Below are 24,524 nucleotides of genomic sequence, written 5' to 3' on the forward strand. Positions count from 1 at the left end.
CGCCACCCCTGTCTGACCCCGGAGCCTCAGAGGAGGACGACGGATGGCAGTGAACGCGGCCGAGCGCAACGCGATGGATCGCGCGCTCCACCTCGCCGCCCGCGGACCGCGCGGGGCGAACCCGCAGGTCGGTGCGGTCATCCTCTCCCCCGAGGGAGCGGTCATCGCCGAAGGCTGGCACCACGGGGCCGGTACCCCGCACGCCGAGGTCGACGCGCTCTCGAAGCTCGCCCCCGGCGCAGCCCGTGGCGCCACGGCCATCGTGACCCTCGAGCCCTGCAACCACACCGGCCGCACAGGGCCCTGCGCTGTCGCCCTGATCGAGGCCGGCGTCGCCCGCGTGGTCTACGCGCTCGACGACCCGGGCGTCGTCTCGGGAGGCGGAGCGGAAAGACTGCGCGCCGCGGGCGTCGAGGTCGAGGCCGGCGAACAGGCGGACGCCGCGCACGCCCTGATCGCCGGATGGCTCACGGCACAGCGACTCGGGCGCCCGCAGGTCACCGTCAAGTGGGCGCAGAGCCTCGACGGCCGCGCGGCCGCCGCCGACGGATCGAGCCAGTGGATCACCGGACCTGCCGCCCGCGCCGACGTCCACCGTCGACGCGCGGAGGCCGACGCGATCGCGGTCGGCACCGGAACCGTGCGCGCCGACGACCCGGCCCTGACCGCCCGCGACGGCGACGCCCTGCTGCCGCACCAGCCGATCCCGGTGGTCATCGGATCCCGTCCCACTCCGGCGGATGCCGCGGTGCACCGGCATCCGCACACCCCGCTGTTCTTCGCGACCCACGATCTGCACGCGGTCGTGGCAGACCTGCACACCCGTGGGGTGCAGAGCCTCTTCGTGGAGGGCGGCCCGACCCTCGCCAGCGCCTTCATCGAGGCGGGGCTCGCCGATCGCGTGCTCGCCTACATCGCCCCGGTGCTGCTCGGCGGCGACCGACTCGCCCTGACCGACATCGGCGTCGGCTCCATCGACGAGGCCCGACACCTGAGCGTCGACGAGTGGGTCCCCCTCGGAGACGATCTGCTCGCGATCGCACGCCCTGTGCATGCCACCGATCCCGCGGAAGACCCGCAGAACGAAGGAGCCGCCTGATGTTCACCGGAATCATCGAGGAGATGGGCGAGATCACCGCGATCGCGCCCGCTGGCGACGGCTGGCGCCTGACCGTGCGCGCCCCCCGTGCCGCTGCGGACGCGGTGCACGGCGAGTCCATCGCCGTCTCGGGCGTGTGCCTGACCGTGGTCGGCTCGACCGCCGACACCTTCGACACCGACGTGATGAAGCAGACTCTCGACGTCGCGGCGATCGGGTCGGCGACGGTGGGCACCCGCGTGAACATCGAGAAGGCCATGCCGGTGGGCGCGCGACTCGGCGGCCACATCGTGCAGGGCCACGTCGACGGCACCGGCGACGTGCTCGAGGTGCGCCCCGGTGCGCAGTGGAGCGTGCTGCGGATCAGCCTGCCCCACGACCTCGCCCCGCTCGTGGTCGACAAGGGGTCGATCTCGGTCGACGGCACCTCACTGACGGTGAGCGCCGTCAGTGCCCCTGCAGACCCCTCCCCCTGGTTCGAGGTCTCGCTGATCCCCGAGACCCTCGCCGCGACCACGCTCGGCGTCCGCGCCGTCGGCGACCGCGTGAACCTGGAGACCGACATCCTCGCCCGGCACGTCGAGCGCCTGCTCGCGTTCCGCGCCGCACCGGAAGGAGGCTCGCGATGAGCCTTTCCACCATCGCCGAAGCCCTGGAAGCGCTGCGCGCCGGCCGCCCCGTGCTCGTCGCCGACGACGAGAACCGCGAGAACGAGGGCGACGTCATCCTGTCGGCCGAGCTCGCGACGCCGGAGTGGGTGGCGTGGGCCGTGCGCTGGTCGTCCGGTTTCATCTGCGCCCCGATGCCCGCCGATCTCGCCGATCACCTGAACCTGCCGCCGATGGTCGCCGCCAGCGAAGACGCCCGCTCGACCGCCTACACGGTGAGTGTCGATGCCGCGCAGGGGGTCACCACCGGCATCAGCGCCCATGACCGCGCCCACACGCTGAACGTGCTGTCGAACCCGGAATCGACGTCGACCAGCATCATCCGCCCAGGGCATGTGCTGCCGCTGCGGGCGGTCGACGGCGGCGTCCGCGAGCGCAGCGGCCACACCGAGGCCGCTGTCGAACTCATGAAGCTCGCCGGTCTCCGGCCCGTCGGTGCGATCGCGGAAGTCGTGGCGGAAGACGGCAGCATGATGCGTCTGCCCGGCCTGATCGAGCTCGGCGCCCGCGACGGCGTGCCGGTCATCACGATCGAGCAGCTGATCGCCCACCTCAACGAGATCGATCCCGATGGCGCCACTCCGAGTGCTCGTCACGGCCGTCGCGTGAGCCTGCGTGCCGACGCCACCGTGCCCACCACTCACGGCACCTTCCGCTTCCTCGCCTACAAGGACCGCATCACCGGCACCGACCACATCGCCGTCGTCTCGGGCGAGCTCGGCGAGACCGCGCTCGTGCGGGTGCACTCGGAGTGCCTGACCGGCGAGGCGTTCGGCTCGCTGAAGTGCGAGTGCGGCCCCCAGCTCGACTCCGCCCTCGACGCGATCGAGAAGGAGGGCGGAGTCGTCATCTACATGCGCGGTCATGAGGGCCGAGGGATCGGCCTCATCAACAAGCTGCGCGCCTACAGCCTGCAGGAGGAAGGACTCGACACGGTCGACGCCAACCTCGCGCTGGGGCTGCCTGCCGACGCCCGCGACTATGCAGCAGCGGCCGGCATCCTCTCCGACCTGGGCGTGTCGAAGGTGCGACTGCTGACGAACAACACCGACAAGGTCGCACAGCTGCGCGAGCTGGGTCTCGACGTGGTCGAGCAGGTGCCCCTGATCGTCGGCGTGGGCCCCAACAACCACCAGTATCTGGAGACCAAGCGTGACCGGATGGGTCACATCATCGGCGAAGCGGAACTCGCAGAGGCGCTCGCCCACGGAGAGGACGACAAATGAGCGGCGCAGGAGCACCCGAGACCGGTACGATCGACGGACGCGGTCTGAACGTCGTCATCGTGGCCGGAACCTGGCACGAGGCGATCTCGAACGGCCTGATCGCCGGCGCGGAGCGCGTGCTGGACGCGGCCCAGGCCACGCACCGGCTGGTGCGTGTTCCCGGCTCGTTCGAGCTCGCGATCGCCGCTCAGGCCGCCTTCGCCGGTGGAGCGGATGCGGTGGTCGCGCTCGGGGTGATCATCCGCGGAGGCACACCGCATTTCGAATACGTATCGGCGGCGACCACCGATGGCCTCACCCGCGTCGCCCTCGACGCCGGCAAGCCGGTCGGCTTCGGAGTGCTCACCCTCGACGACGAGCAGCAGGGTCTCGACCGGGCGGGTCTGGAAGGCTCCAAGGAGGACAAGGGCGCCGAAGCGGCCGATGCCGCCCTGCGCACGGCGCTCGTCACCCGGGAGCTGCGCGGCTGAGGTCAGCCTGCCCTTGCTAGCGCTGGACCTCGCCGCACTCGTACGGTGAGGGCATGGAGACTCTGCGTCATATCGTCGTGTTCATCCACCTGATCGGCTTCGCCGTGCTGTTCGGCGCCTGGGCCGCGCAGGCCTTCGGCGGTAAGCGCCAGATCACGAAGATCATGGATTACGGCCTCGCGATCGCCGGTGTCGCCGGTCTCGCCCTCGCCGCCCCGTGGGGCATCGAGTACGACCTCAACTACGTCAAGATCGGCGTCAAGCTGGTCGTGCTGCTCATCATCGGCGCCCTGTTGGGCATCGGTTCCGCGCGTCAGAAGCGCGGCCAGGTCGTACCGCCCGCGGTGTTCTGGCTGATCGGCATCCTGGCGCTCCTGAACGCCGGCCTCGCCGTCATCTGGCGCTGAGCCGTCAGCGCTTCCGCGGCGCCGCCGTGCTCGCGCGCACGATGAGCTCGGTGCCGACGAGCGGCGTCTGCTGACGGTCGACGCCGTCGAGCTCGGCGAGCAGCGCGTCCACGGCGAGCGCACCCACGCGCTCCGGGTGCTGCTGCACGGTCGTCAGCGGCGGCCACAACTGTGCCGCATCGGGCAATCCGTCGAACCCGACGATGCTGACGTCTTCCGGCACGTCGCGCCCGGCCTCGCGGAACGCACGCAGCACGCCGATCGCCATCTGGTCGTTCGCGGCGAACACGGCGGTGACCCCGTCGATCTCGCGCAGCTCGACCCCCGCCTCGTACCCGGACGAGGCGGTCCAATCCCCCGCCAGCGGTTCCGGCACCGTACGTCCGTGCGTCTCGAGGGTTTCCCGCCATGCCTCACGGCGGCGCTCGGCGGAGTAGGAGCGCGCGGGACCGGTGACGTGCCACACGGTGTCGTGGCCGAGTTCGAGAAGGTGTTCGGTCGCGAGCCGGGCACCCTGCGCCTGATCGGTATCGACGAACGGATGGGTGGCCGTGCGGTTCGAGTCGACGAACACCACGGGAAGCGCCTCGGGGATCTCGATGTCGGCCTCGTCGAGCTGGTGCGCCTCGATCACGATGATGATGCCGTCGACCGCGTGCTCCTCCAGCCGCCGGAACGCGCCGGCCACGGTCTCGCCCGCGCTCGATTCGACGGGGATGAGGGTGAGGGCGTAGCCGAGCTGCGCGGCGCGCACGGCGATCGCGTCGAGCGTGCGCTGATTCCCATAGGAGCTGAAGGAGAACATCACGACGCCGATCGTGCGGAATCGCCCTGATCGCAGCGCGCGGGCGGCGCTGTTCGGCCGGTATCCCAGGCTGTGCATGGCGGCCTCGACGCGCTCACGCGTGGCCGCGCCGACATAGCCCCTGGCGTTGACGACGCGTGACACGGTCTGACCGGAGACGCCCGCCTCACGGGCGACATCCTCCATCGAGGGCTCACGTCGACGCGTCGACGTCTCTGTCGGATGCTCCGGGGTCACGATCACCCATCCCCTCATATGTTGACGTTGACACACTACCAGTCCATCCAATATGTTGACGTTGACACACGGCGCGGAGTGCGCCCGGATCCCACGAAGGACTCGTCGATGACGACTGAAATCCCCGCAGTCCCCGGTGCCATCGGCATCGGGCGCCGCGACAAGCGCGACTGGAAGGGCTGGGCCTTCGTCGGCCCGTTCATGGTCGTGTTCGCCCTGGTGTTCCTGACACCGCTCGCCTACGCGCTGTACCTGAGCTTCTTCCAGGAGAAGCTCATCGGTGGCACCGCATTCGTCGGACTGGACAACTACGTCCGCGCCCTCACCGATCCGCAGTTCTGGGAGGCGTTCGGCCGCGTGCTGATCTTCCTCGTCGTGCAGGTGCCGATCATGCTGATCCTGGCTCTCGGCGCCGCCCTCGCCATCGACAGTGCCCGCCTGCGCGGAGCATCGTTCTTCCGCATCCTGATCTTCCTGCCCTACGCGGTCCCGGCCGTCGTCGCGGTGCTGATGTGGGGCTACATCTACGGCGACCAGTTCGGCCTCACGAGCAACATCAACGACTTCCTCGGCGTCGACGCGATCACCCCCTTCGCCAAGGAGTGGATGCTGGTCTCGATCGGCAACATCGTCACGTGGGAGTTCGTCGGCTACAACATGCTGATCTTCTACTCCTCGCTCAAGACCATCCCGACCGACATGTACGAGGCGGCATCCCTCGACGGCGCAGGGGCCTGGCGCACGATCTTCTCGATCAAGATCCCGTCCGTGCGCGGTGCGCTCGTGATCGCGACGATCTTCTCGATCATCGGCAGCTTCCAGCTCTTCAACGAACCCAACATCCTGCGCCCGCTCGCCCCGAACGTGATCACGACGTTCTTCACCCCGAACATGTACGCGTACAACCTGTCGTTCGCCGGGCAGCAGTTCAACTACGCCGCGACGATCGCCATCATCATGGGCGTCATCACCGCGGTCATCGCCTACGTCGTGCAACTGCGCGGCTCGAAGTCGGAGGTGCGCTGACATGGCACTCCCCCTCGCCCGCCCCGCGCACCGGCGCCACGACCCGCTGAGACCGCGAAAGTCGAACACGCTGCTGATCGTCATGATCGTCTACGCGCTGTACACGCTCGTCCCCCTGGCGTGGCTGCTGTTCAGCTCGACCAAGACGCAGGCGGGACTCTTCAGCTCGTTCGGACTCTGGTTCGCCGACGACTTCGCCTTCTTCGACAACCTGGTCGCCACGTTCTCGTACCGCGACGGCATCTTCCTGCGCTGGCTCGGAAACACCCTGCTGTACGTCGTGGTCGGTGCCGGAGGCGCGACGCTGTTGGCCACGATGGCCGGCTACGGGCTCGCGAAGTTCCGCTTTCCCGGACGCCGCGCAGTGTTCGCCGTGGTCCTCGGCGCGGTGGCGGTGCCCGGCACCGCTCTCGCCGTCCCGACCTTCCTGCTGTTCAGCGAGCTCGGCCTGACGAACACGCCCTGGGCGGTGATCATCCCCTCCCTCATCAGCCCCTTCGGTCTGTATCTGATCTGGGTGTTCGCGTCGGAGTCCGTGCCGACCGAGCTGCTCGAGGCGGCCCGCATCGACGGAGCAGGTGAGTTCCGCACGTTCTTCACGATCTCGATGCGGCTGCTCGCCCCGGGCATCGTGACGGTCGCTCTGTTCACGGTGGTCGCCACCTGGAACAACTACTTCCTGCCCCTGATCATGCTGTCGGACCCCGCCTGGTATCCCCTCACCGTCGGCCTGAACCAGTGGAGCGCCCAGGCCATCGGCGCCGGATCCCAGCCGATCTACAACCTCGTGATCATGGGCTCGCTGCTCACGATCATCCCGATCGTCATCGCCTTCCTGCTGCTGCAGCGCTTCTGGCAGTCAGGTCTCACCGCGGGAAGCGTCAAGCAGTAGCTCCCCGTCCCTCTCCTGCATCACCTCCGCGATCCGACGCTGGATCGCACCTCCCGAAAGGACACAGCAATGAAGCACCTCCCCTCAGCGACGCGGCGCACCCTCGCGGTGCTCGCCGCAGGAACCGTGGCAGCACTCGCGCTGGCCGGCTGCAGCACCGGCGGCGACGCCGGCTCCGGCAGCGCGGGTTCCGGCTCGTTCGACTCCGTCGAGGCGGCGCTCGAGAAGGGCGGCGAGATCACGTACTGGTCGTGGACGCCGTCCGCCGAGGCCCAGGTCGAGGCGTTCCAGAAGGAGTACCCGAACGTCAAGGTCAAGCTGGTGAACGCCGGCACCAACAACGAGGAGTACACCAAGCTGCAGAACGCGATCAAGGCGGGCTCCGGTGCTCCGGACGTCGTGCAGATCGAGTATTACGCGTTCCCGCAGTTCGCCCTGACGGATGCCTTCACGGACCTGTCGCAGTACGGCTTCGCGGACTTCGAGGACGACTACACCGCCTCCACCTGGAACTCGGTCACCGACGGCGACGCGATCTACGGCCTGCCGCAGGACTCGGGCCCCATGGCCCTGTTCTACAACAAGACGGTGTTCGACGCGGCCGGTGTCGCCGTCCCTACCACCTGGGACGAGTACTACGAGGCCGCCCAGGCGATCCACGCGGCGAACCCCGACGCGTACATCACCAACGACACCGGCGACGCCGGCTTCGCGACCTCGATGATCTGGCAGGCCGGCGGAAAGCCGTTCGAGACCTCTGGCACCGACGTCACGATCGATCTGCAGGACACCGGGTCGAAGAAGTGGACCGAGAACTGGAACCGCCTCGTCGAGGAGGATCTGCTCGCCCCCTACGGCAGCTGGAGCGACGAGTGGTTCCGTGCCCTCGGCGACGACAGCCTGGCGAGCCTCGTGATCGGTGCGTGGATGCCCGCGAACCTCATCTCCGGCGCACCCGACGGCGCCGGCGACTGGCGCGTCGCGCCGATGCCGACGTACGACGGCTCCCCGGCGAGCGCGGAGAACGGCGGTGGCGGACAGGCTGTCACGAAGCAGAGCAAGAACCCGGAGCTGGCGGCAGGCTTCCTGTGGTGGCTGAACAACTCCGAGGAGAGCATCGCGATCGCCCTCGAATCCGGCGGATTCCCGTCGACGACCGCGGAGCTGTCGAGCACCGAGTTCCTCGCCGAGGCGCCCGAGTACTTCGGCGGTCAGAAGATCAACGAGGTCCTCGCTGCCGCGGCCGATGACGTGGTCGAGGGCTGGAGCTACCTGCCCTACCAGGTGTATGGGAACAGCATCTTCGGCGACACGGTGGGCCAGTCCTACCAGAACGGCACCGACCTGAACGAAGGCCTCACCGCCTGGCAGGACGCGCTGGTCGAGTACGGCAACGCCCAGGGCTTCAGCGTCAACAAGTGACACCCGCGGCTGAGCCGGCCCGCTCCCCGCGGGCCGGCTCGGTCCGCCTCATCGAAAGCACCACGACACGTGACCTCCTTCTCCCTCGGCGACACCGACTTCCTTCGTGACGGCCAGCCGCACCAGGTGATCTCCGGCGCCATCCACTACTTCCGCGTGCACCCCGACCAGTGGCGCGACCGCATTCGCAAAGCCCGGCTGATGGGGCTGAACACGATCGAGACGTACGTCGCCTGGAACGCGCACGAACCTCGTCGCGGCGAGTGGGACGCGAGCGGATGGAACGACCTCGGACGCTTCCTCGACCTGGTGCACGAGGAGGGCATGGATGCGATCGTGCGGCCCGGCCCCTACATCTGCGCCGAGTGGCACAACGGAGGTTTGCCCGTGTGGCTGACGGGCAGCGTCGAGGGGCTGCGCTCCTCCGCTCCCGCCTTCCTCGCCGAGGTGAGCACCTACCTGCGGCGCGTGTACGACATCGTCGCGCCGCGGCAGATCGACCACGGCGGGCCCGTGATCCTGGTGCAGATCGAGAACGAGTACGGAGCCTACGGCTCCGACCCCGCCTATCTCGAGGCGCTGGTCGCCGTCACCCGCGAGGCCGGCATCACCGTGCCGCTGACGAGCGTCGATCAGCCGGTCGATCGGATGCTGGACGATGGGAGCCTCCCTGAGCTGCACAAGACCGGATCATTCGGCTCCCGCAGTGCGGAACGGCTCGCCACCCTGCGCCGCCATCAGCCCACGGGCCCGCTGATGTGCGCGGAGTTCTGGGACGGCTGGTTCGACTGGTGGGGCGGAGTGCATCACACGACCGACGTCGCGACGGCCGCCGCCGACCTCGACGAACTGCTGGCGGCCGGGGCGTCGGTCAACATCTACATGTTCCACGGCGGCACCAATTTCGGTCTCACCAACGGCGCGAACCACAAGGGCCGCTACCTGCCCCTGGTGACCTCCTACGACTACGACGCCCCGCTCGATGAGGCCGGCAACCCCACGGCCAAGTTCTTCGCCTTCCGCGAGGTGATCGCCCGGTACGCCCCCGTGCCGGACGAGCTCCCGACGGCTGCCGAGGCCTCGCCTGCATTCGAGGTTCCGCTGCGCCCAGCGGGGGCTTGGGCCGACGCCGCCGCCTCCGCCGCGGTCACCGCGCAGCCCCGGACCTTCGATGCGCTCGGGCACCTGAGCGCCCTCATGCGCTACGACGCCGAACTGCCGAACGGGAAGGGCGGCCTCCTCGTCGTCGACGACGTACGCGACCTGGCCTGGGTGAGCGTCGACGGCCACCCGGTCGGGACTCTCGCCCGCACCCGGCACGACCGTGCCATCCGGATCCCGGATGGCACGGGCCTCCGCATCCTGGTCGAAGATCAGGGACGCGTCAACTACGACCACCGTCTCGGCGAGGAGAAGGGCCTGTACGGCGAGATCACCCTCAGCGGTGCGCCGGTGACGGGGTGGAGATCGACGCCGCTGGATGTCGCGGATATCGCCGCGCAGATCGACGCGCAGATCGACGCGGAGGCGGGCGACCTCAGCCCGAATCACGAGAGGGACGACGGCCCGGCCGCGTGGACGGCCGAGTTCCCCCTGGACGCGCCTGCGGACCTCTTCGTCGACACCGCATCCTGGGGCAAGGGCTACGCGTTCGTCAACGGCTTCTTCCTCGGCCGCTACTGGCGCAACGGCCCGCAACGCGCGCTCTCGGTGCCCGCGCCCGTGACCAGAGCGGGCGCCAACCGCCTTGTCGTGCTGGAGCTCGAACACGTGCTGGAGCCGCGCGTCGTGTTCGTCGGCGCCCCCGCGCTCGGCGATACCGAGGAGTAGTCCGTGGTGACACGCGAAACACGCGTACAGCAAACACTCAGGAAGGCGTAAACTCGCCCGAGTCGCCCGGCGCACCGGGCGCTCGATCGGAGGAGCTTCATGAGTACTGCCACTGCGCCCGCGAATCCTCGCTCGCGCGTCATCACCGCGAGCCTGGTCGGCACGACGATCGAGTTCTACGACTTCTACGCGTACGCGACGGCGGCCGTGCTCGTGTTCCCGGTGCTGTTCTTCCCCACCGGCGACGACACCACGTCGCTCCTCTCGTCGTTCGCGGTGTTCGGTGCGGCGATGGTCGCCCGCCCGATCGGCGCGGTGGTCTTCGGCCACTTCGGCGACAAGTTCGGCCGCAAGGCCACGCTCGTGGCGTCGCTGCTGACGATGGGCATCGCGACTTTCGTGATCGGCCTGCTGCCCACGTACCAGGACATCGGGTGGTGGGCGGCCCTCCTGCTGCTGATCCTGCGACTCGCCCAGGGCTTCGCGCTCGGCGGGGAATGGTCGGGCGCGGCACTGGTCGCCACCGAGAACGCGCCGAAGGGCAAGCGCGCCTGGTACGGCACCTTCCCGCAGTTGGGCGCGCCGCTGGGCTTCATCATCGCCAACTTCCTGTTCCTCGCGATCAACTGGCTGCTCCCCCACGCCGAGAACCCGGTCCTGAAGTCCGAGGCGTTCCTCTCCTGGGGCTGGCGCATCCCGTTCCTGTTCTCCGCGGTGATGGTCATCATCGGCCTGTGGGTGCGGCTCAAGCTCGTCGAGTCCGACACGTTCAAGAAGGCCGAGACGAAGGGCGTGATCCGCAAGCTCCCGCTCGCGACCGTGTTCCGTCACCACTGGAAGCAGCTCATCCTCGGCACGTTCATCATGCTGGCGACGTACGTGCTGTTCTACCTGATGACGAACTTCACCCTCGCCTACGGAACCAAGGCCGCCTCGCTGGAGACCGCCACCGCCGCCGCGAAGGCCGCGGCCGAGGCGACCGGCGCCCCGTTCGACCCGATCAAGTTCGCGGCCCAGTTCTATCCCGGTCTCGGCTTCGGCTACACCGACTTCGTGCTGATGCAGATCATCGGCGTGGTGTTCTTCGGCATCTTCACGCTGCTCTCCGGACCGATCGCCGACGCGGTCGGACGACGGAAGCTGCTGCTGTGGGTCACCGGGGCGATCATCGTGTTCGGTCTCACGTTCAACGCCTTCCTCCTGCCCGCCGTCGACCCGAAGTTCACGGGTGCACTCACCCAGGCATTCCTCGTGTTCGGGTTCATGCTGATGGGAGCGACGTTCGGCCCGATGGGTGCCCTGCTTCCCGAACTGTTCCCGACCAACGTGCGGTACACGGGGTCGGCGATCGCCTACAACGTCTCGTCGATCCTCGGCGCGGCGGTGGCCCCGCTCATCGCCCTGAAGCTGTGGGAGGTGGCCGGCGGCGCTCCGTGGCTGGTGGGTCTGTACCTGTCCGCGATGGGTGTGCTCACGTTCATCGCGCTGATCCTCTCCCCGGAGACCAAGGATCACGACTACGACGACGATCTCGGCGTCGCGGCGGCCGTCGAGCTGTAGCGTTCGATTCGTCCGGGCTTCACCAGGGCACTCCCGTCTTCGGACGGGGGTGCCCTTCCGGCATGCGCTCCCGGTCGCTCCCGATCGGCTCAGTCCGCGAGGAACTCCTCGATCGCGGCGATGGTGGTCGCGTTGCCGAGGTGTCGCACGGCGCGGATCCCCACCGCCTCGGCACCGTCGACCGATACCTGATGGTCGTCGATGAACAGCACGTCGCCCGGGTCGGCACCCATGTGCTGCAGTGCGCGCCGGTAGGCCTCGGGATGCGGCTTGTTCACACCCTGCTCATGGCTGTAGCAGATCGGGGCGAACACCTCGGAGAACCCGAAGCGTCGTTCCTCCTGCTCTCGCGCTCCATCGGCCGAGTTGGAGAGGATCGCTGTTCCCGCCCGCGCCGAGAGCGTGCGCGCGTACGCGATCAGGTCGTGGTTGCCGGTGCCGCAGTAGGCATCCCAGAAGTCCGCGCGCATCGCGCGGCGCTGGACCTCGTCGAGACCGAGTGCCGTGCCCACCGCCGCCCAGAAAGCGGGTTCGGTGCCGACGGCGACATCGATCGGCGGAAGGTCGGCCTCGGCGATGCGCGCCTCGAAGACGGAGGATTCGAGACCGACCACCGCCCGCCAGCGCTCCCACCATTGCTGCTGCCAGGCGTCGTCGTCGACGACCTCCAGCACTCCCCCGATGTCGAACAGGATCCACTTCTTCGTCGGCATCCCCCCAGACTGCCACGTCAACATGTATTGACACTCGCGAGCGCGTCAACGATGATTGACGCAGGAGGTCCATCATGACAATGCCGACCGCGATCGCACACGACGATGGCAGCGAGCCCCTGGCCGCGCTGCATCGGCTCGCCGAGGTGCGCAAGGAGGTGGCCCGTGCCGAGGAGGCGAACGTGCGTCGCGCGCGGAACCTCGGCTACTCCTGGCAGGCGATCGCCAGCGCCCTCGGCGTGAGCAAGCAGGCGGCTCATCGGCGATTCGGCCGGTCCTGAGCCCGCGATGTGCCGCATACAGCCGCTCCATAGGATTCGACCGCGAACGAAGTACGGTCGAAGTACCATCTCCAGATAGAGGTCCCGCATGTCCGGTTCGGCGACAGCACGCCGCCGCGGACGTGGCGCACAGCCCGAAGGCCCCCGCGCCACCTTCCGCCAGCTCCTCCCCTTCCTCTTCGAACACAAGCGCACCCTCATCGTGGTCGCGGTGCTCAGCGTCATCGGCGCCGCGACCTCGCTCGTGCAGCCGTTGCTCGTGGGTCAGGTCATCGAGGCGGTGCAGTCCGACACCGGTATCGGCATCCTCGTGTGGCTGCTCGTCGGCTTCGTGATCGTGTCGTCGGTCATCTCCGGCTTCCAGCACTATCTGCTCCAGCGCACCGGCACCGCCGTCGTGTACTCGAGCCGCCGCAAGCTGATCGCCCGCATCCTGCACCTGCCGACCTCGGAGTTCGATGCCCGCCGTACCGGCGACCTCGTCTCCCGCGTCGGCACCGACACGACGCTGCTCTACGCCGTGCTCACCCAAGGCCTCGCCGACGCCGTCGGCAGCGCGGTGCTCTTCCTCGGCGCGCTCATCGCGATGCTCGTGATCGACCCCATCCTGCTGCTGCTCATCGTCGTCGTGATCGGCATCTCGGTCGCCGTCGTCGTGCTGCTGAGCGGACGCATCCGCACCGCGTCGACCGCGCAGCAGGAGAAGGTCGGCGAGCTGGCTTCCGGCGTGGAGCGCGCAGTCGGCTCGATCCGCACCATCCGCGCCTCGGGAGCCACCGAACGCGAGACCGCCGCCGTGTCGGGCCTCGCCTCCGACGCGTACGGCATCGGCGTGCGCATCGCCAAGATCTCCTCGATGGTCGTTCCCGTCAGCGGCATCGCGCTGCAGCTGTCGCTGCTCGTGGTGCTCGGCGTCGGCGGGTTCCGCGTCGCTGCCGGGGCCATCACGATCGCCGCGCTGATCTCGTTCATCATGTTCCTGTTCCTGCTCGTGATGCCGCTGGCCACGACCTTCGGCGCGATCACGTCGGTGAACCAGGCGCTCGGCGCGCTCGGCCGCATCCAGGAGGTGCTCGACCTGCCCACCGAATCGCAGGACGACGAGAAGATCGTCGCGTCGCTGCCGCCGGAGACCGCTGCAGCGGACGCGCCGGCCGTCGAGTTCCGCGACGTGCGCTTCCACTACCCCGCGAACGTCGTCGCCGCCCGTCAGGCCGCTGCCAAGGAGGCACGGACCCTGCTCGCGGACGCGCACCTGGAAGCGGCCGAGGACGCCGCCCCTCCCGTGCAGGACCACGAGGTGCTCCGCGGGGTGTCGTTCGCCGTGCCGCACGGCTCCCGCGTCGCCCTGGTCGGTCCCAGCGGTGCGGGCAAGAGCACGATCCTCTCGCTGATCGAGCGCTTCTACGACCCGACCGGCGGCTCGATCCGCCTGCACGGCCACGACGCGCGCACCTATCCACGCGATGACCTCCGCGCCAACTTCGGCTACGTCGAGCAGGACGCGCCGACGCTGGCCGGCACGCTCGCCGAGAACCTGCGGCTCGCCTCTCCCGAGGCGACGGATGCCGACTGCGAACGGGTGCTGCGCGCCGTGAACCTCGGCGACGTGCTCGAGCGCAATCCGCTCGGCATCGATGCGCCCGTCGGCGAAGACGGCGTGATGCTGTCAGGTGGTGAGCGTCAGCGGCTCGCGATCGCCCGCGCCCTGCTCACGGACGCTCCGATCCTGCTGCTCGACGAGTCGACGTCATCGCTCGACGGTGTGAACGAGCAGCGCATGCGGGAGGCCATCGACGCCGTGTCGACCGACCGCACGCTCATCGTGATCGCGCACCGCCTCTCGACGGTCGTCGACAGCGATCTGATCGTGGTGCTGCAGGATGGCGTCGTCGTCGGCCAGGGCACGCACGCCGAACTCGTGGAGTCGACGCCGCTGTACCGCGACCTCGCCCGACACCAGCTGCTCACCTGACGCACGACAACACGAAGGCGGGACGTCGGAGACCACTCAGCCATGGGTTCGTCTCTGATGTCCCGCCTTCGCGGGTTTGCGGGGCACGAAGCCCCGAGGGTGCCGGCTCCCCCGAACCGGCACCGGTCTGGGGGAACTACGCCTTGTCGAGGCGGTAGCGCAGCGAGGCCAGCTCGGCGCGCAGCGCCGCGGGGACCTTGTCGCCGAAGGTGTCGTAGAACTCCTCGGTCAGGTCGGCCTCGGTCTTCCACGCCTCGGCATCGACCGAGAACAGCTCGTCGAGGTCGGCGGCGGGGATGTCGAGTCCGTCGAGGTTCAGGTCCTCCACGCGCGGCAGGCGTCCGATCGGGCTGTCGACCGCAGGCACGTCACCCGCGATGCGGCGGATGATCCAGTCGACGACACGCGAGTTGTCGCCGAAGCCCGGCCACAGGAACCGGCCGTCGTCGCCGCGGCGGAACCAGTTCACCTGGAAGATACGCGGTGCCCGGTCGAAGCGCAGGCCGCGTCCGACCTTCAGCCAGTGCCCGAAGTAGTCGGCCATGTTGTAGCCGCAGAACGGCAGCATCGCGAACGGGTCGCGACGCAGCTCCCCGACCGTGCCCTCAGCGGCAGCGGTGCGCTCGGACGAGATGTTCGAGCCCAGGAAGACGCCGTGCGTCCAATCGGTAGCCTCGACCACGAGCGGGACGTTGCTGGCGCGGCGTCCGCCGAACAGGATGACGTCGAGCGGAACGGCCTCTTCCCAGTCCTCAGAGATCTGCGGGCACTGCGCCGCCGACACCGTGAAACGGGAGTTGGGGTGCGCGGCCGGTCGCCCCGACTCGGGAGTCCAGTCGTTGCCCTCCCAGTCGATCAGGTTCGCGGGCGCCTCATCGGTCAGCCCCTCCCACCACACGTCGCCGTCAGGACGGAGCGCGACGTTCGTGAAGATCGTGTTGCCCCAGAGGGTCTCGACCGCGGTGACGTTGGTCGACTCGCCGGTGCCGGGCGCGACGCCGAAGAAGCCCGCCTCGGGGTTGATGGCCCACATGCGACCGTCTTCGCCCGGACGGATCCAGGCGATGTCGTCACCGAGGGTCTCGACCCGCCATCCAGGGATGGTCGGACGCAGCATCGCGAGGTTCGTCTTGCCGCAGGCCGAGGGGAACGCTGCGGCCACGTGGTACGCCTTGCCCTGCGGGTCGATCACGCGGATGAGCAGCATGTGCTCGGCGAGCCATCCCTCATCGCGGGCGATCACCGAGGCGATGCGCAGCGCGAAGCACTTCTTGGCGAGGATCGCGTTGCCACCGTAGCCCGAACCGTACGAGTAGACCTCGAGCGTCTCCGGGAAGTGCACGATGTACTTGTCGTCGTTGCACGGCCACTCGACGTCCTGCTCCCCCGGGGCGAGCGGCGCGCCGACCGTGTGCACGGTCTTGACCCACGGCGCGCCCTCGGCGATCTGACGCGTGACGGCGTCGCCGACGCGGGTCATGATGCCGATCGAGGCGACCGCGTAGGCGCTGTCGGTGATCTGCACGCCGATGTGCGAGAGCGGACCGCCGACGCGACCCATCGAGAACGGCACGACGTACATCGTGCGGCCGCGCATCGAACCCTCGAAGATCTCGTCCATCTTGTCGTGCATCTCGGCCGGGGCCGCCCAGTTGTTCGTGGGGCCGGCGTCCTCTTCGCGCTCGGAGGCGATGAAGGTGCGCCCCTCGGTGCGGGCCACGTCGCTGGGGTGCGAACGGGCGAGGTACGAACCGGGACGCCATTCGGGGTTGAGCTTGATGAGCTTGCCCTCGTCGACGAGTCCACGCAGCAGCCAGTCGTTCTCGGCGCGCGAGCCGTCGACCCAGTGCACGGAGTCGGGCTGGGTGAGAGCGCGGATCTCCTCGACCCAGGCCGCCAGCTCGGCCATGGCGGGGGTGTCATACGTCGGAGCCGCGCCGAACGTACGCGTCGGTGTGACGGGAGACGTGCGGGGGGTGAAGACTTCGGCGATAGCCATGACGTGTGCTCCTTTGAAGTGTGGGGCGTTGCACCTATCTTCTTCCGGTTCGAGCGGGACTTTCGGCCAATTTGAGCGATAAGAACTTCGATTCTTTCGTTAGACTCAAGGAATGGCGTCCTCCGGCATCCACCTCACGACTCTCGGCCACCGCATCCGTCACCACCGACTCGAGAACGGGTTCACGCTCGACGAGCTCGGTGCTCTGGTCGGCGTCGCCGGCTCTCAGCTGAGCCTGATCGAGAACGGCAAGCGCGAGCCCAAGCTCTCGCTTCTGCAGGCGATCGCACACGCGACCAAGACCGAGGTGACCGACCTGATCTCCGGTGAACCGCCGAACCGCCGGGCCGCGCTCGAGATCGCCCTCGAGCGCGCGCAGGAGAGCCCGGTCTTCCGTCAGCTCGGGGTCGCACCCGTGCGCGTGACCAAGGGCATGAGCGACGAGACGATCGAGTCGGTCCTGGGCCTGCACCGCGAGCTGGAGCGCCGCGAGCGCGAGGCCATCGCCACCCCGGAGGAAGCGCGGCGCGCGAACACCGAGCTGCGGCTGCGGATGCGCGCGCAGAACAACTACCTCCCCGAGATCGAGAAGCTCGCCGAGAAGCACCTCAAGGCCGCGGGGCACGTGCAGGGTGCGCTCACCCACCGCACCGTGAGCATCATGGCGGAGAAGCTCGGGTTCGAGCTGATCTACGTCAACGACCTCCCCCACTCGACCCGCTCGGTCACCGACCTCGAGAACGGACGCATCTACCTGCCGCCGGCATCGATCCCGGGTGGCCACGGTCTGCGCTCGATGGCGCTGCAGGCGATGGCGCACCGACTGCTCGGGCACACACCGCCGACCGACTATGCCGACTTCCTGCAGCAGCGTCTGGAGATCAACTACTTCGCCGCGTGCTGCCTGATGCCGGAGACCGCAGCCGTCGCGTTCCTGCAGCAGGCGAAGAAGGACCGCAACCTCGCGGTCGAGGACTTCCGCGACGGCTTCGGCGTGACGCACGAAGCTGCGGGCATGCGCATGACCAACCTGCTGACGCAGCACCTCGGCATGGCGCTGCACTTCCTGCGGGTCGACTCCACCGGCGCGATCACCCGTGTGTACGAGAACGACGACCTGCCGCTGCCGATGGACGTGACCGGCGCGGTCGAGGGTCAGCGGGTGTGCCGCAAGTTCCAGGCCCGCGCGGCGTTCACGCAGCAGAACCGCACGGTGGAGCACCACCAGTACACCGACACCCCCTCCGGCACCTTCTGGTGCTCGACGCAGACCGGATCGTCGAGCGACGGCGAATTCTCGGTGACGGTCGGCGTGCCCTTCGACGATGCGCGCTGGTGGCGCGGGCGCGAGACGAACGACAGAGCGGTGTCGACCTGCCCCGACGAGTCGTGCTGCCGGCGCCCCTCCGCCGAACTGAGCGATCGCTGGAGCGGACGAGCGTGGCCGAGCGCGCGCGTGCACACGCACATGTTCTCGCCGCTCCCCCGCGGCGCGTTCCCGGGTGTCGACGACAACGAGGTGTACAACTTCCTCGCACGTCACGCGAGCGAGTAGTCGCGGCGACGGGCGGGAGGTCGCTTCCGGCTCAATCGTCGGCGAACCGGGCGAAGCGGGCGAGTGCCGCAGCCACGGCGTCGCGATCCTCCGGCTCCTCGAACAGCTCGGGCGGCGCATCCCTGGTCGCGCTCGCATGCGACCAGGTTCCGATCACCCGCCCCTGCTCGATGAGGGTCGGACGCACCATGCCGTTCTTTCCGGGGCCGACGGCCGCGAGGTGCTCCGAGGCGCAGACGATCGTGCGATCGGCGTAGGAGATGTAGTACTCGTCGAACGCGCCGAGCGCATGGACGGATGCCGCACCCGCCGCTCGACGAGGACGTCGGCGTGCGGCGAAGAGTCCCTCGTCGATCTCGTCGACCCTGCTGCCGTCCGCTCCGGCAGCCGCCCTCGCGGCCGCCTCGCGCGCCTGACCGAGGGTGAGGCCCGACCACCAGGCGAAATCGGCGACGCCGGCAGGACCGTGTCCGTCGATGTAGCGGACGAACAGCTCGGCGAGCGGGTCATCGGGGGTGAGATGCTCGCGGATGTGATCTTCCACCAGCACGAACCGCTGCTCGCGGGCGACGCCGGCCCTCGCGACGACCGGGCCCTGGCAGATCAGACCGTCGATCGTGAGGGTGAACAGCAGATGGATGCCCCGCTGACCCGATGGGTCGATGCCGATCCCCTGGAGGATCTCGAACACCTCGGCGCGGGTGCAGCCGCCGTCACGCAGTGCCGGCGTCAGCGCCCGGACGCTCGCGGCGACCATGTCGTCATCGATGCCGAGATCGCGGTAGCGGGAGGCCGCCTGCTGCCGCTGCCGCCCGGCGGTGACCTGCAGCATCCAGCCGAAGTCGCGCGCCGGGACGGTGTGCAGCGTGCCGCGCATGGTCCACCCGCGCACGATGTCGCCGCGGTCGAAGGCGCGGTCGACGTCGCGCAACGCGGCTTCCCCTCGCGTACGTACGGCCAGCGCCCACCGACCCGCGGTGAAGTCCTGGCTCTGCACCGCGAGCATGTGCTGCGCCGCAGCTGTCACCGTGGTCGTCGGCGCGGTGAGGCGGTGCGATCGGAGGCGGTGCGATCGGAGGCGCTCGGCACGCAGGGTCGCGGTCTTCATGGCCTCATCATGCCGGGTGCCGCCGACGCGGCGCACGCGGAGTCTCAGCTCTGCAGCGTCACCTCACGGCGCTCGGGGAGCACGATGGGGTGCGAGCCCGCCATGACCTCGAGCACGCGGATCACCTGGCACGAGTAGCCGAACTCGTTGTCGTACCAGACATACAGGATGAGGGTGTCCTCGTCGGCGATCGTGGCGAGACCGTCGACGATGCCGGCGCGGTGCGAGCCGACGAAATCCGTGGAGACGACGTCGGGGCTCTCCACATAGTCGATCTGCTGGCGCAGCTTGGAGTGCAGAGAGACCCGGCGCAGGTAGTCGTTGACCTGATCCTTGGTCGCGGGGCGCTCGATCGTCAGGTGCAGCACCGCGAGGGAGACGTCGGGGGTGGGGACGCGGATCGAGCTGCCCGTGAGCTTGCCCTCGAGCTGCGGCAGCGCCTTGGCGACGGCCTTCGCGGCTCCGGTCTCGGTGATGACCATGTTGAGCACCGCCGAGCGTCCGCGCCGATCGCCCTTGTGGAAGTTGTCGATCAGGTTCTGATCGTTCGTGAACGAGTGCACGGTCTCGACGTGTCCCTTGACGACGCCGTAGGCCTCGTCGATCGCCGCGAGCACGGGCGTGATGGCGTTGGTCGTGCAGGAGGCGGCCGACAGGATGCGGTCGGTGTCGACGATCGTGTCGTCGTTGATGCCGTGGACGATGTTCTTGAGGGGGCTCTTCCCCGGTGCGGTCAGCAGCACGCGGGCGACGCCGGTCGAGCGCAGGTGCTGCGAGAGTCCGGCCTCGTCGCGCCAGCGTCCGGTGTTGTCGACGACGATCGCATCGTGGATGCCGTAGGCGGTGTAGTCGATGGTCGCCGGGTCGTCGGAGTAGATCACCTGGATGCGGGTGCCGTTGGCGATGATCTGCCCGGCTTCTTCGTCGACGGTGACCGAGCCGGCGAAGCGGCCGTGCACGGAGTCGCGCAAGAGCAGGGATGCACGCTTGACGAGGTCGTTCTCGGCGCCACGGCGGACGACGATGGCGCGCAGGCGCAGTCCGCTTCCTCCGCCGGTGTGCGCGATGAGGATGCGGGCGAGCAGGCGGCCGATGCGCCCGAAGCCGTAGAGCACGACATCGGTGGGTTCGGCGGCGACGGCTCCCATCGCGGGCGCGAGCACGTCGGCGAGGTAGGTCTCCAGCGACTGGCCGCTCTCGGCGTGGCCGGCGACGAGGCGAGCGACGTCGAGTGAGGAAGCGCCGGGAGCGAGGGCATGGATCGCTTCCAGCACGGCGAGGCTGTCCTCGATCGGGAGTCGCTCGTGCCCGAGCTGCGCGACGCGCTCGTGCACCTCGACGAGGCCGGTCGCCGACAGGCCGAGCAGGCGGTGCCCGTGGAGCGAGGTGACCACGTCGTGTTCGCGTCGGAGCGCCCCGATGAGCGGGATCATCCGCTCCGCCAGCTCTTCGCTCTCAGTCCAGTCGTCGCGGTGTGCCGCGGAATCGTTCATCTGCGTCCTTGCATGTGTGAGCGCGCGCCGAGGTCGCCGGCGCGCGAGTTGCCGGGTGAATCGGGGGATGCATCCAGCGTACAAGCCGCGGGAACACGCGCCGAATCCCGAGGGTCGAGAATGCTTGATCGGGTCATCAGGCAACACGTCATCAGGCAACACGTCATCAGGCGGCGATGTCGAAGCGTGCGCGCCCGCCGAGCCTCGGGGTTCGCGCGGGGTCGACGTATGGCGGCGGGATGAACCACACCCGCCCTCCACTCCCACTCCCACTCCGCACTCCGCTCCCGGTCCGGGTCCCGGTCGCGGTCCCGGGAGCGTCGATGCGTATCTCCCACCCGTTGTCGTGGATGCGATGGTGACACGTCTCACACAGCAGCACCCCGTTGGAGAGATCTGTCGGCCCGCGGTCGCGTGTCCACCAGCGAATGTGATGCGCCCTCGTCATCTCCGGCGGCAACCCGCACATCGCGCATCCCCCATCACGCTCCACCAACGCCAGCCGTTGCGCCCGGGTGAACAACCGTCTCTCCCGCCCCCAATCGAGCACCTCACTGTCCCCGCCGAGAACACAGGGGATCACCCCGCCCCCGGCCGCCATCCGCCGCGCCGCCCCGACACTGACCGGCTGATCCACACCATCCACGGTCGCCGACCCCGTACCGGCCTCCAGATCATCGAGGCCCATCCGCACGATCACCCTCGCCCCAGCCACCGGAACCCGCCGCTCACACCCGAGCACATGCGCACAGAACACCGAAAGAGCATCCGCCTGAATCATCGGCACCGTCCGCCGGTCCCCATCAGGAGCGCCCGCATCGGGAGCATCCTTCCGCGCCGCGAACACCGCCGTCACGAACCCCCGGATCGCCGTCACCACCGGCGCCGCAGTCTCCACATCGAGCACCGCGTTCAGATGCACCATCCCGTCCCGCTCGAACAGCGACAACGCCCGCCTGCCACGGCGCTCTTCCTCACGCGGCTCCACCCCATCCGGGTCAAGCCACGCTTCCGCCCGGACCACGAGCTTGCGCACATCATCCAACGCCAAACCCCCGACAGACTCCACCAGCAGCCGCTCCCCCTCAGCGATCCGCTCCACCCCCGCAGCGGTCCGGCACCGATCCAGCGCCGCGATGATCAACGCCGCCGCCGGAGCACCCAGCACCCCCGCATCCAACGCCTCGCTCACCAACGGATACCTCGCCGGCAGACGCACCCCCAGAAGATCACTCCGCGGCGCCGTCGCCTCACCCACCCTGACCAACCGCGACGCATCACCCATCGACACCCCCGTCGCCACCGCGATCAACGTCGCCGGGCTCCGGAAACCCTGCTGCTTCGCCAGACTCCCCGCACCGAGCTCCGGACGCGACTCCCGAGCAATACACGCCGCCACCGACACATGCACCGCATCCAACCGACGCCGCAACACCCCGACCGACGCGCTCACCGCGATCAACTGCTCCCGCGACAACTCCCCCGAATCACCGGCGTCAGACCACACCTCATCCAGACGAGACATCGCCTCATGCAACGCAGTCAAATTCGACATACTCGATTCTACCGCGACCACACCCGACATTCGAAGCTATGTTCTATTCCATGCCGGGATATCAGCGGCGAATACGCTCCCCTCTCCTGCTCGATATCACAGCTCGTTCCCCGCGCCCGCCACCGCGACCGCTGCGCAATCGCAGCGGGGAATCTCGCGCGCCGCCATCGCGTTCTCCCCCTCGGACCCTCCACGAAAGGCCCCCGATGACAGATCGCCCTCGCCGTTCGGCATGGCCGCCCCTCCTGCTCGCGATCGCGCTGGAAGTCACCGCGACCCTCTCGCTGCGTGCGGCCGAGGGGTTCACGCATCCGCTCTGGCTCATCGTCGTCGTTCTCGGTTACTCCGGCTCGCTGTGGCTGCTGTCGGTCGTGCTCGATCGCGGGATGGCCGTGGGGGTGGCGTATGGCATCTGGTCGGCGATCGGAGTCGTGCTCACCGCTGTGCTCGGCACCGTCCTGTTCGGCGAACTGCTGGGGCCGGTGCAGATCATCGGCGTCGGCGTGATCGTGGTCGGCGTACTGCTCGTCGAACTCGGTTCCCACACACGCGAGACGACGGAGGTCACCCCATGACCTGGCTGCTCCTGTCTCTCGCGATCATCAGTGAAGTCACCGCGACACTGAGCCTGCGCGCATCCGAGGGCCTGCGCCGTCGCCGTTGGATCCCCGTCATCGTCGTCGGGTACCTCACGGCGTTCACACTGCTCGGCACGATCCTGGCGATGGGAATGCCGGTGGGCGTCGCCTACGGAATCTGGGCTGCCGCCGGCGTCGCGCTGACCGCCGTGCTGGGACGGGTCATCTTCAAGGACCACTTCTCGGCGATGATGGCCGTCGGCGTCGCGCTCATCGCCGTCGGGGTCGGGATGATCGAGTTCGGCGGCGGGCACTGATCGCGGACGTCGTGAACTGATCGAACACCCCGAACGGATTCAGTACTGCGCCGAGAACGCGCCGTCGGACTTCAGCAGCTGCCCGGAGATCCAACGCCCCTCGTCCGACACGAGGAACTCCACCACCGCAGCCACATCCGCCGGCTGGCCGAGGCGTCCGAGAGGCGTCATCCCCGCCAGTCCCGTGCGCGTCTCGTCATCCATCCAGCCGGTGTCGATGGGTCCGGGGTTCAGCACGTTCGCGGAGATCCCTCGGTGACCGAGCTCGCGCGCGGCGGAGATGACGAGCCGATCGAGCGCGCCCTTCGACGCACCGTACGGGAGGTTGCCGGTGACGTGGTCGCTGGTGAGCGCGAGGATCACTCCCCCGTCGTCGCCGACCTGCCGCGCGAAGGCCGCGATCAGCAGCAGACTCGCCCGTGCGTTCACGGCGACGTGCCTGTCGAAGCTCTCGGCGGTGGTGTCGAGGATGCCCGACTCCACGTCGTGCGCGTGGCTCAGGATGAGGGCGGTGATCGGACCGTGCGCGGCGGTCACATCGGCGATGAGCGCCTCCGGTCCTTCAGACGTCGACAGGTCGGCGGGGTGATCGGCGTCGCGCAGGTCGCTGGTGACGACGGTCCAGCCGGCCGCGCGCAGACGAGGGACGATGCCGGCGGCGATACTGTCGGCACGGGCAGCTCCGGTGATCAGGGCGAGGGGCATGCCGCCACGCTATCGGACCCCGGAACCCCTCTCAGGTCGCCAGACACATCAGGGCGGCACCGGCGGCCAGCGCCCATGACTCGACCGCGAGGAGACGGGCGGCACGCCCCTGATGGACGGGCTCGACGAACCAGTCCGCCGCCACGGTCCACAGCACCACGCCGATCACTCCGGCGACGATCAGGACGGCCAGCAGACCGGAGAGACCGCCATGCCCGCCGTGGGCTCCGCCGCTCGTCTCGGGGACCACACCGGTGGCTGCGCTCTCGAACGAGCAGATGGCGAGGAGCAGTGCGATGAGCGCGCGGCGGAAGCACTCACCGGCCGTCGAGGTTCCGCGCACTCCCACCGTGCCGAGCATGGCGGAGAGCAGCAGCACCGCTCCCAGCCCTAGACCGACCATCGGGGCATCACCCGCGAGCGCGGTCACGAGCATCGCGGCTGCCATGACCAGCACGGCCTGCCGGCCCTGCCACGGCACGGCGCGTCCCGCGAGCAGCGAGGCGACCGCCGCGACGACGGCCGCACCGGCGAGCAGCCAGGGCGCCGCCGGAACGAGATCATCCACACCCGAATCCTATTGACGCGGGAGCACCCCGTGGC

The 24,524-nt window shown here is 68.9% G+C and carries 23 protein-coding genes; 15 read left to right on the forward strand and 8 right to left on the reverse strand.

Annotated features, from left to right (window positions below; all coding sequences use genetic code 11):
- The first annotated feature begins 43 nt into the window (after positions 1–43).
- From ribD to ACIQLD_RS05825, 5 genes are read left to right on the forward strand one after another with little or no spacing between them, the layout of a single operon-like run.
- Complete coding sequence (gene ribD / locus ACIQLD_RS05805; protein WP_402606116.1) at positions 44–1,099, forward strand: bifunctional diaminohydroxyphosphoribosylaminopyrimidine deaminase/5-amino-6-(5-phosphoribosylamino)uracil reductase RibD; 1,056 nt, start codon at positions 44–46, stop codon at positions 1,097–1,099.
- On the forward strand, positions 1,099–1,728 hold the full coding sequence (locus ACIQLD_RS05810; RefSeq protein WP_402606119.1) for a riboflavin synthase: 630 nt from the start codon (positions 1,099–1,101) through the stop codon (positions 1,726–1,728). Before ribD ends, ACIQLD_RS05810 begins: the two co-directional genes overlap by 1 nt.
- Complete coding sequence (ribA, locus tag ACIQLD_RS05815; RefSeq protein ID WP_402606122.1) at positions 1,725–2,993, forward strand: GTP cyclohydrolase II; 1,269 nt, start codon at positions 1,725–1,727, stop codon at positions 2,991–2,993. Before ACIQLD_RS05810 ends, ribA begins: the two co-directional genes overlap by 4 nt.
- Entirely contained in the window at positions 2,990–3,463 is a 474-nt protein-coding gene (gene ribH, locus ACIQLD_RS05820; RefSeq protein WP_402606125.1) for a 6,7-dimethyl-8-ribityllumazine synthase, read from the forward strand. Before ribA ends, ribH begins: the two co-directional genes overlap by 4 nt.
- A gap of 53 nt (positions 3,464–3,516) precedes the next feature.
- Positions 3,517–3,870 (forward strand): Fe-S protein, encoded by a 354-nt coding sequence (locus ACIQLD_RS05825; RefSeq protein WP_402606128.1) that lies wholly within the window; start codon positions 3,517–3,519, stop codon positions 3,868–3,870.
- Positions 3,871–3,874: 4 nt separating this feature from the next.
- Here ACIQLD_RS05825 and ACIQLD_RS05830 read toward each other — a convergent pair whose 3' ends face one another.
- Positions 3,875–4,861, reverse strand: a complete 987-nt coding sequence (locus ACIQLD_RS05830) for a LacI family DNA-binding transcriptional regulator (RefSeq protein WP_402608494.1) — start codon at positions 4,859–4,861, stop codon at positions 3,875–3,877.
- 159 nt (positions 4,862–5,020) lie between these two features.
- Here ACIQLD_RS05830 and ACIQLD_RS05835 point away from each other — a divergent pair, with 159 nt between their 5' ends.
- The 5 genes from ACIQLD_RS05835 (at position 5,021) to ACIQLD_RS05855 (ending at position 11,642) form a co-directional block, all read left to right on the forward strand.
- Complete coding sequence (locus ACIQLD_RS05835) at positions 5,021–5,938, forward strand: carbohydrate ABC transporter permease (protein WP_402606131.1); 918 nt, start codon at positions 5,021–5,023, stop codon at positions 5,936–5,938.
- Between the two features lies 1 nt (position 5,939).
- Positions 5,940–6,830, forward strand: coding sequence for a carbohydrate ABC transporter permease (locus ACIQLD_RS05840; protein WP_402606134.1), 891 nt, complete (start codon positions 5,940–5,942; stop codon positions 6,828–6,830).
- Positions 6,831–6,899: 69 nt separating this feature from the next.
- Positions 6,900–8,252, forward strand: coding sequence for an ABC transporter substrate-binding protein (locus ACIQLD_RS05845; protein ID WP_402606137.1), 1,353 nt, complete (start codon positions 6,900–6,902; stop codon positions 8,250–8,252).
- Positions 8,253–8,321: 69 nt separating this feature from the next.
- On the forward strand, positions 8,322–10,082 hold the full coding sequence (locus tag ACIQLD_RS05850; protein ID WP_402606140.1) for a beta-galactosidase family protein: 1,761 nt from the start codon (positions 8,322–8,324) through the stop codon (positions 10,080–10,082).
- Positions 10,083–10,181: 99 nt separating this feature from the next.
- Positions 10,182–11,642: an MFS transporter gene (locus ACIQLD_RS05855; protein ID WP_402606144.1), complete on the forward strand. Its 1,461-nt coding sequence runs from the start codon at positions 10,182–10,184 to the stop codon at positions 11,640–11,642.
- Positions 11,643–11,731: 89 nt separating this feature from the next.
- Here ACIQLD_RS05855 and ACIQLD_RS05860 read toward each other — a convergent pair whose 3' ends face one another.
- Positions 11,732–12,355 carry an HAD family hydrolase gene (locus tag ACIQLD_RS05860; RefSeq protein WP_402606147.1) on the reverse strand — a complete coding sequence of 208 codons (624 nt, stop codon included), beginning with the start codon at positions 12,353–12,355 and terminating at the stop codon, positions 11,732–11,734.
- 74 nt (positions 12,356–12,429) lie between these two features.
- Here ACIQLD_RS05860 and ACIQLD_RS05865 point away from each other — a divergent pair, with 74 nt between their 5' ends.
- Both ACIQLD_RS05865 and ACIQLD_RS05870 read left to right on the forward strand, forming a co-directional pair.
- On the forward strand, positions 12,430–12,636 hold the full coding sequence (locus tag ACIQLD_RS05865; protein WP_402606150.1) for an AsnC family protein: 207 nt from the start codon (positions 12,430–12,432) through the stop codon (positions 12,634–12,636).
- 88 nt (positions 12,637–12,724) lie between these two features.
- Positions 12,725–14,611, forward strand: a complete 1,887-nt coding sequence (locus ACIQLD_RS05870; protein ID WP_402606153.1) for an ABC transporter ATP-binding protein — start codon at positions 12,725–12,727, stop codon at positions 14,609–14,611.
- Between the two features lie 136 nt (positions 14,612–14,747).
- Here ACIQLD_RS05870 and ACIQLD_RS05875 read toward each other — a convergent pair whose 3' ends face one another.
- A complete protein-coding gene (locus ACIQLD_RS05875; RefSeq protein ID WP_402606156.1) occupies positions 14,748–16,610 on the reverse strand; it encodes a phosphoenolpyruvate carboxykinase (GTP) in 1,863 nt (620 codons plus the stop codon).
- Between the two features lie 112 nt (positions 16,611–16,722).
- Here ACIQLD_RS05875 and ACIQLD_RS05880 point away from each other — a divergent pair, with 112 nt between their 5' ends.
- The gene (locus ACIQLD_RS05880; protein ID WP_402606159.1) at positions 16,723–18,165 is read left to right on the forward strand and encodes a helix-turn-helix domain-containing protein; all 1,443 of its coding nucleotides are present in this window, start codon (positions 16,723–16,725) and stop codon (positions 18,163–18,165) included.
- Positions 18,166–18,196: 31 nt separating this feature from the next.
- Here ACIQLD_RS05880 and ACIQLD_RS05885 read toward each other — a convergent pair whose 3' ends face one another.
- The 3 genes from ACIQLD_RS05885 to ACIQLD_RS05895 form a co-directional block, all read right to left on the reverse strand.
- Positions 18,197–19,273, reverse strand: coding sequence for a winged helix DNA-binding domain-containing protein (locus tag ACIQLD_RS05885; RefSeq protein WP_402606162.1), 1,077 nt, complete (start codon positions 19,271–19,273; stop codon positions 18,197–18,199).
- A gap of 44 nt (positions 19,274–19,317) precedes the next feature.
- Positions 19,318–20,766 carry a glyceraldehyde-3-phosphate dehydrogenase gene (locus ACIQLD_RS05890; RefSeq protein ID WP_402606165.1) on the reverse strand — a complete coding sequence of 483 codons (1,449 nt, stop codon included), beginning with the start codon at positions 20,764–20,766 and terminating at the stop codon, positions 19,318–19,320.
- Positions 20,767–20,932: 166 nt separating this feature from the next.
- Positions 20,933–22,342, reverse strand: coding sequence for a DUF222 domain-containing protein (locus ACIQLD_RS05895; protein ID WP_402606168.1), 1,410 nt, complete (start codon positions 22,340–22,342; stop codon positions 20,933–20,935).
- Between the two features lie 185 nt (positions 22,343–22,527).
- On the opposite strand from ACIQLD_RS05895, the gene ACIQLD_RS05900 reads away from it, so the two are divergent.
- Both ACIQLD_RS05900 and ACIQLD_RS05905 read left to right on the forward strand, forming a co-directional pair.
- Positions 22,528–22,896, forward strand: a complete 369-nt coding sequence (locus ACIQLD_RS05900) for a DMT family transporter (RefSeq protein ID WP_402606170.1) — start codon at positions 22,528–22,530, stop codon at positions 22,894–22,896.
- The gene (locus ACIQLD_RS05905) at positions 22,893–23,216 is read left to right on the forward strand and encodes a DMT family transporter (RefSeq protein ID WP_402606172.1); all 324 of its coding nucleotides are present in this window, start codon (positions 22,893–22,895) and stop codon (positions 23,214–23,216) included. The genes ACIQLD_RS05900 and ACIQLD_RS05905 overlap by 4 nt, the downstream gene beginning before the upstream one ends.
- Positions 23,217–23,255: 39 nt before the next feature.
- Here the strand turns inward: ACIQLD_RS05905 and ACIQLD_RS05910 are convergent, their stop codons facing one another.
- Together ACIQLD_RS05910 and ACIQLD_RS05915 are read right to left on the reverse strand one after the other, a co-directional pair.
- Complete coding sequence (locus ACIQLD_RS05910) at positions 23,256–23,921, reverse strand: SDR family oxidoreductase (RefSeq protein WP_402606175.1); 666 nt, start codon at positions 23,919–23,921, stop codon at positions 23,256–23,258.
- Positions 23,922–23,952: 31 nt separating this feature from the next.
- On the reverse strand, positions 23,953–24,489 hold the full coding sequence (locus ACIQLD_RS05915; RefSeq protein WP_402606178.1) for a hypothetical protein: 537 nt from the start codon (positions 24,487–24,489) through the stop codon (positions 23,953–23,955).
- Positions 24,490–24,524: the final 35 nt, after the last annotated feature.

The organism is Microbacterium sp. NPDC091662, from assembly GCF_044756705.1.
In the GTDB taxonomy this organism is placed as follows: domain Bacteria; phylum Actinomycetota; class Actinomycetes; order Actinomycetales; family Microbacteriaceae; genus Microbacterium.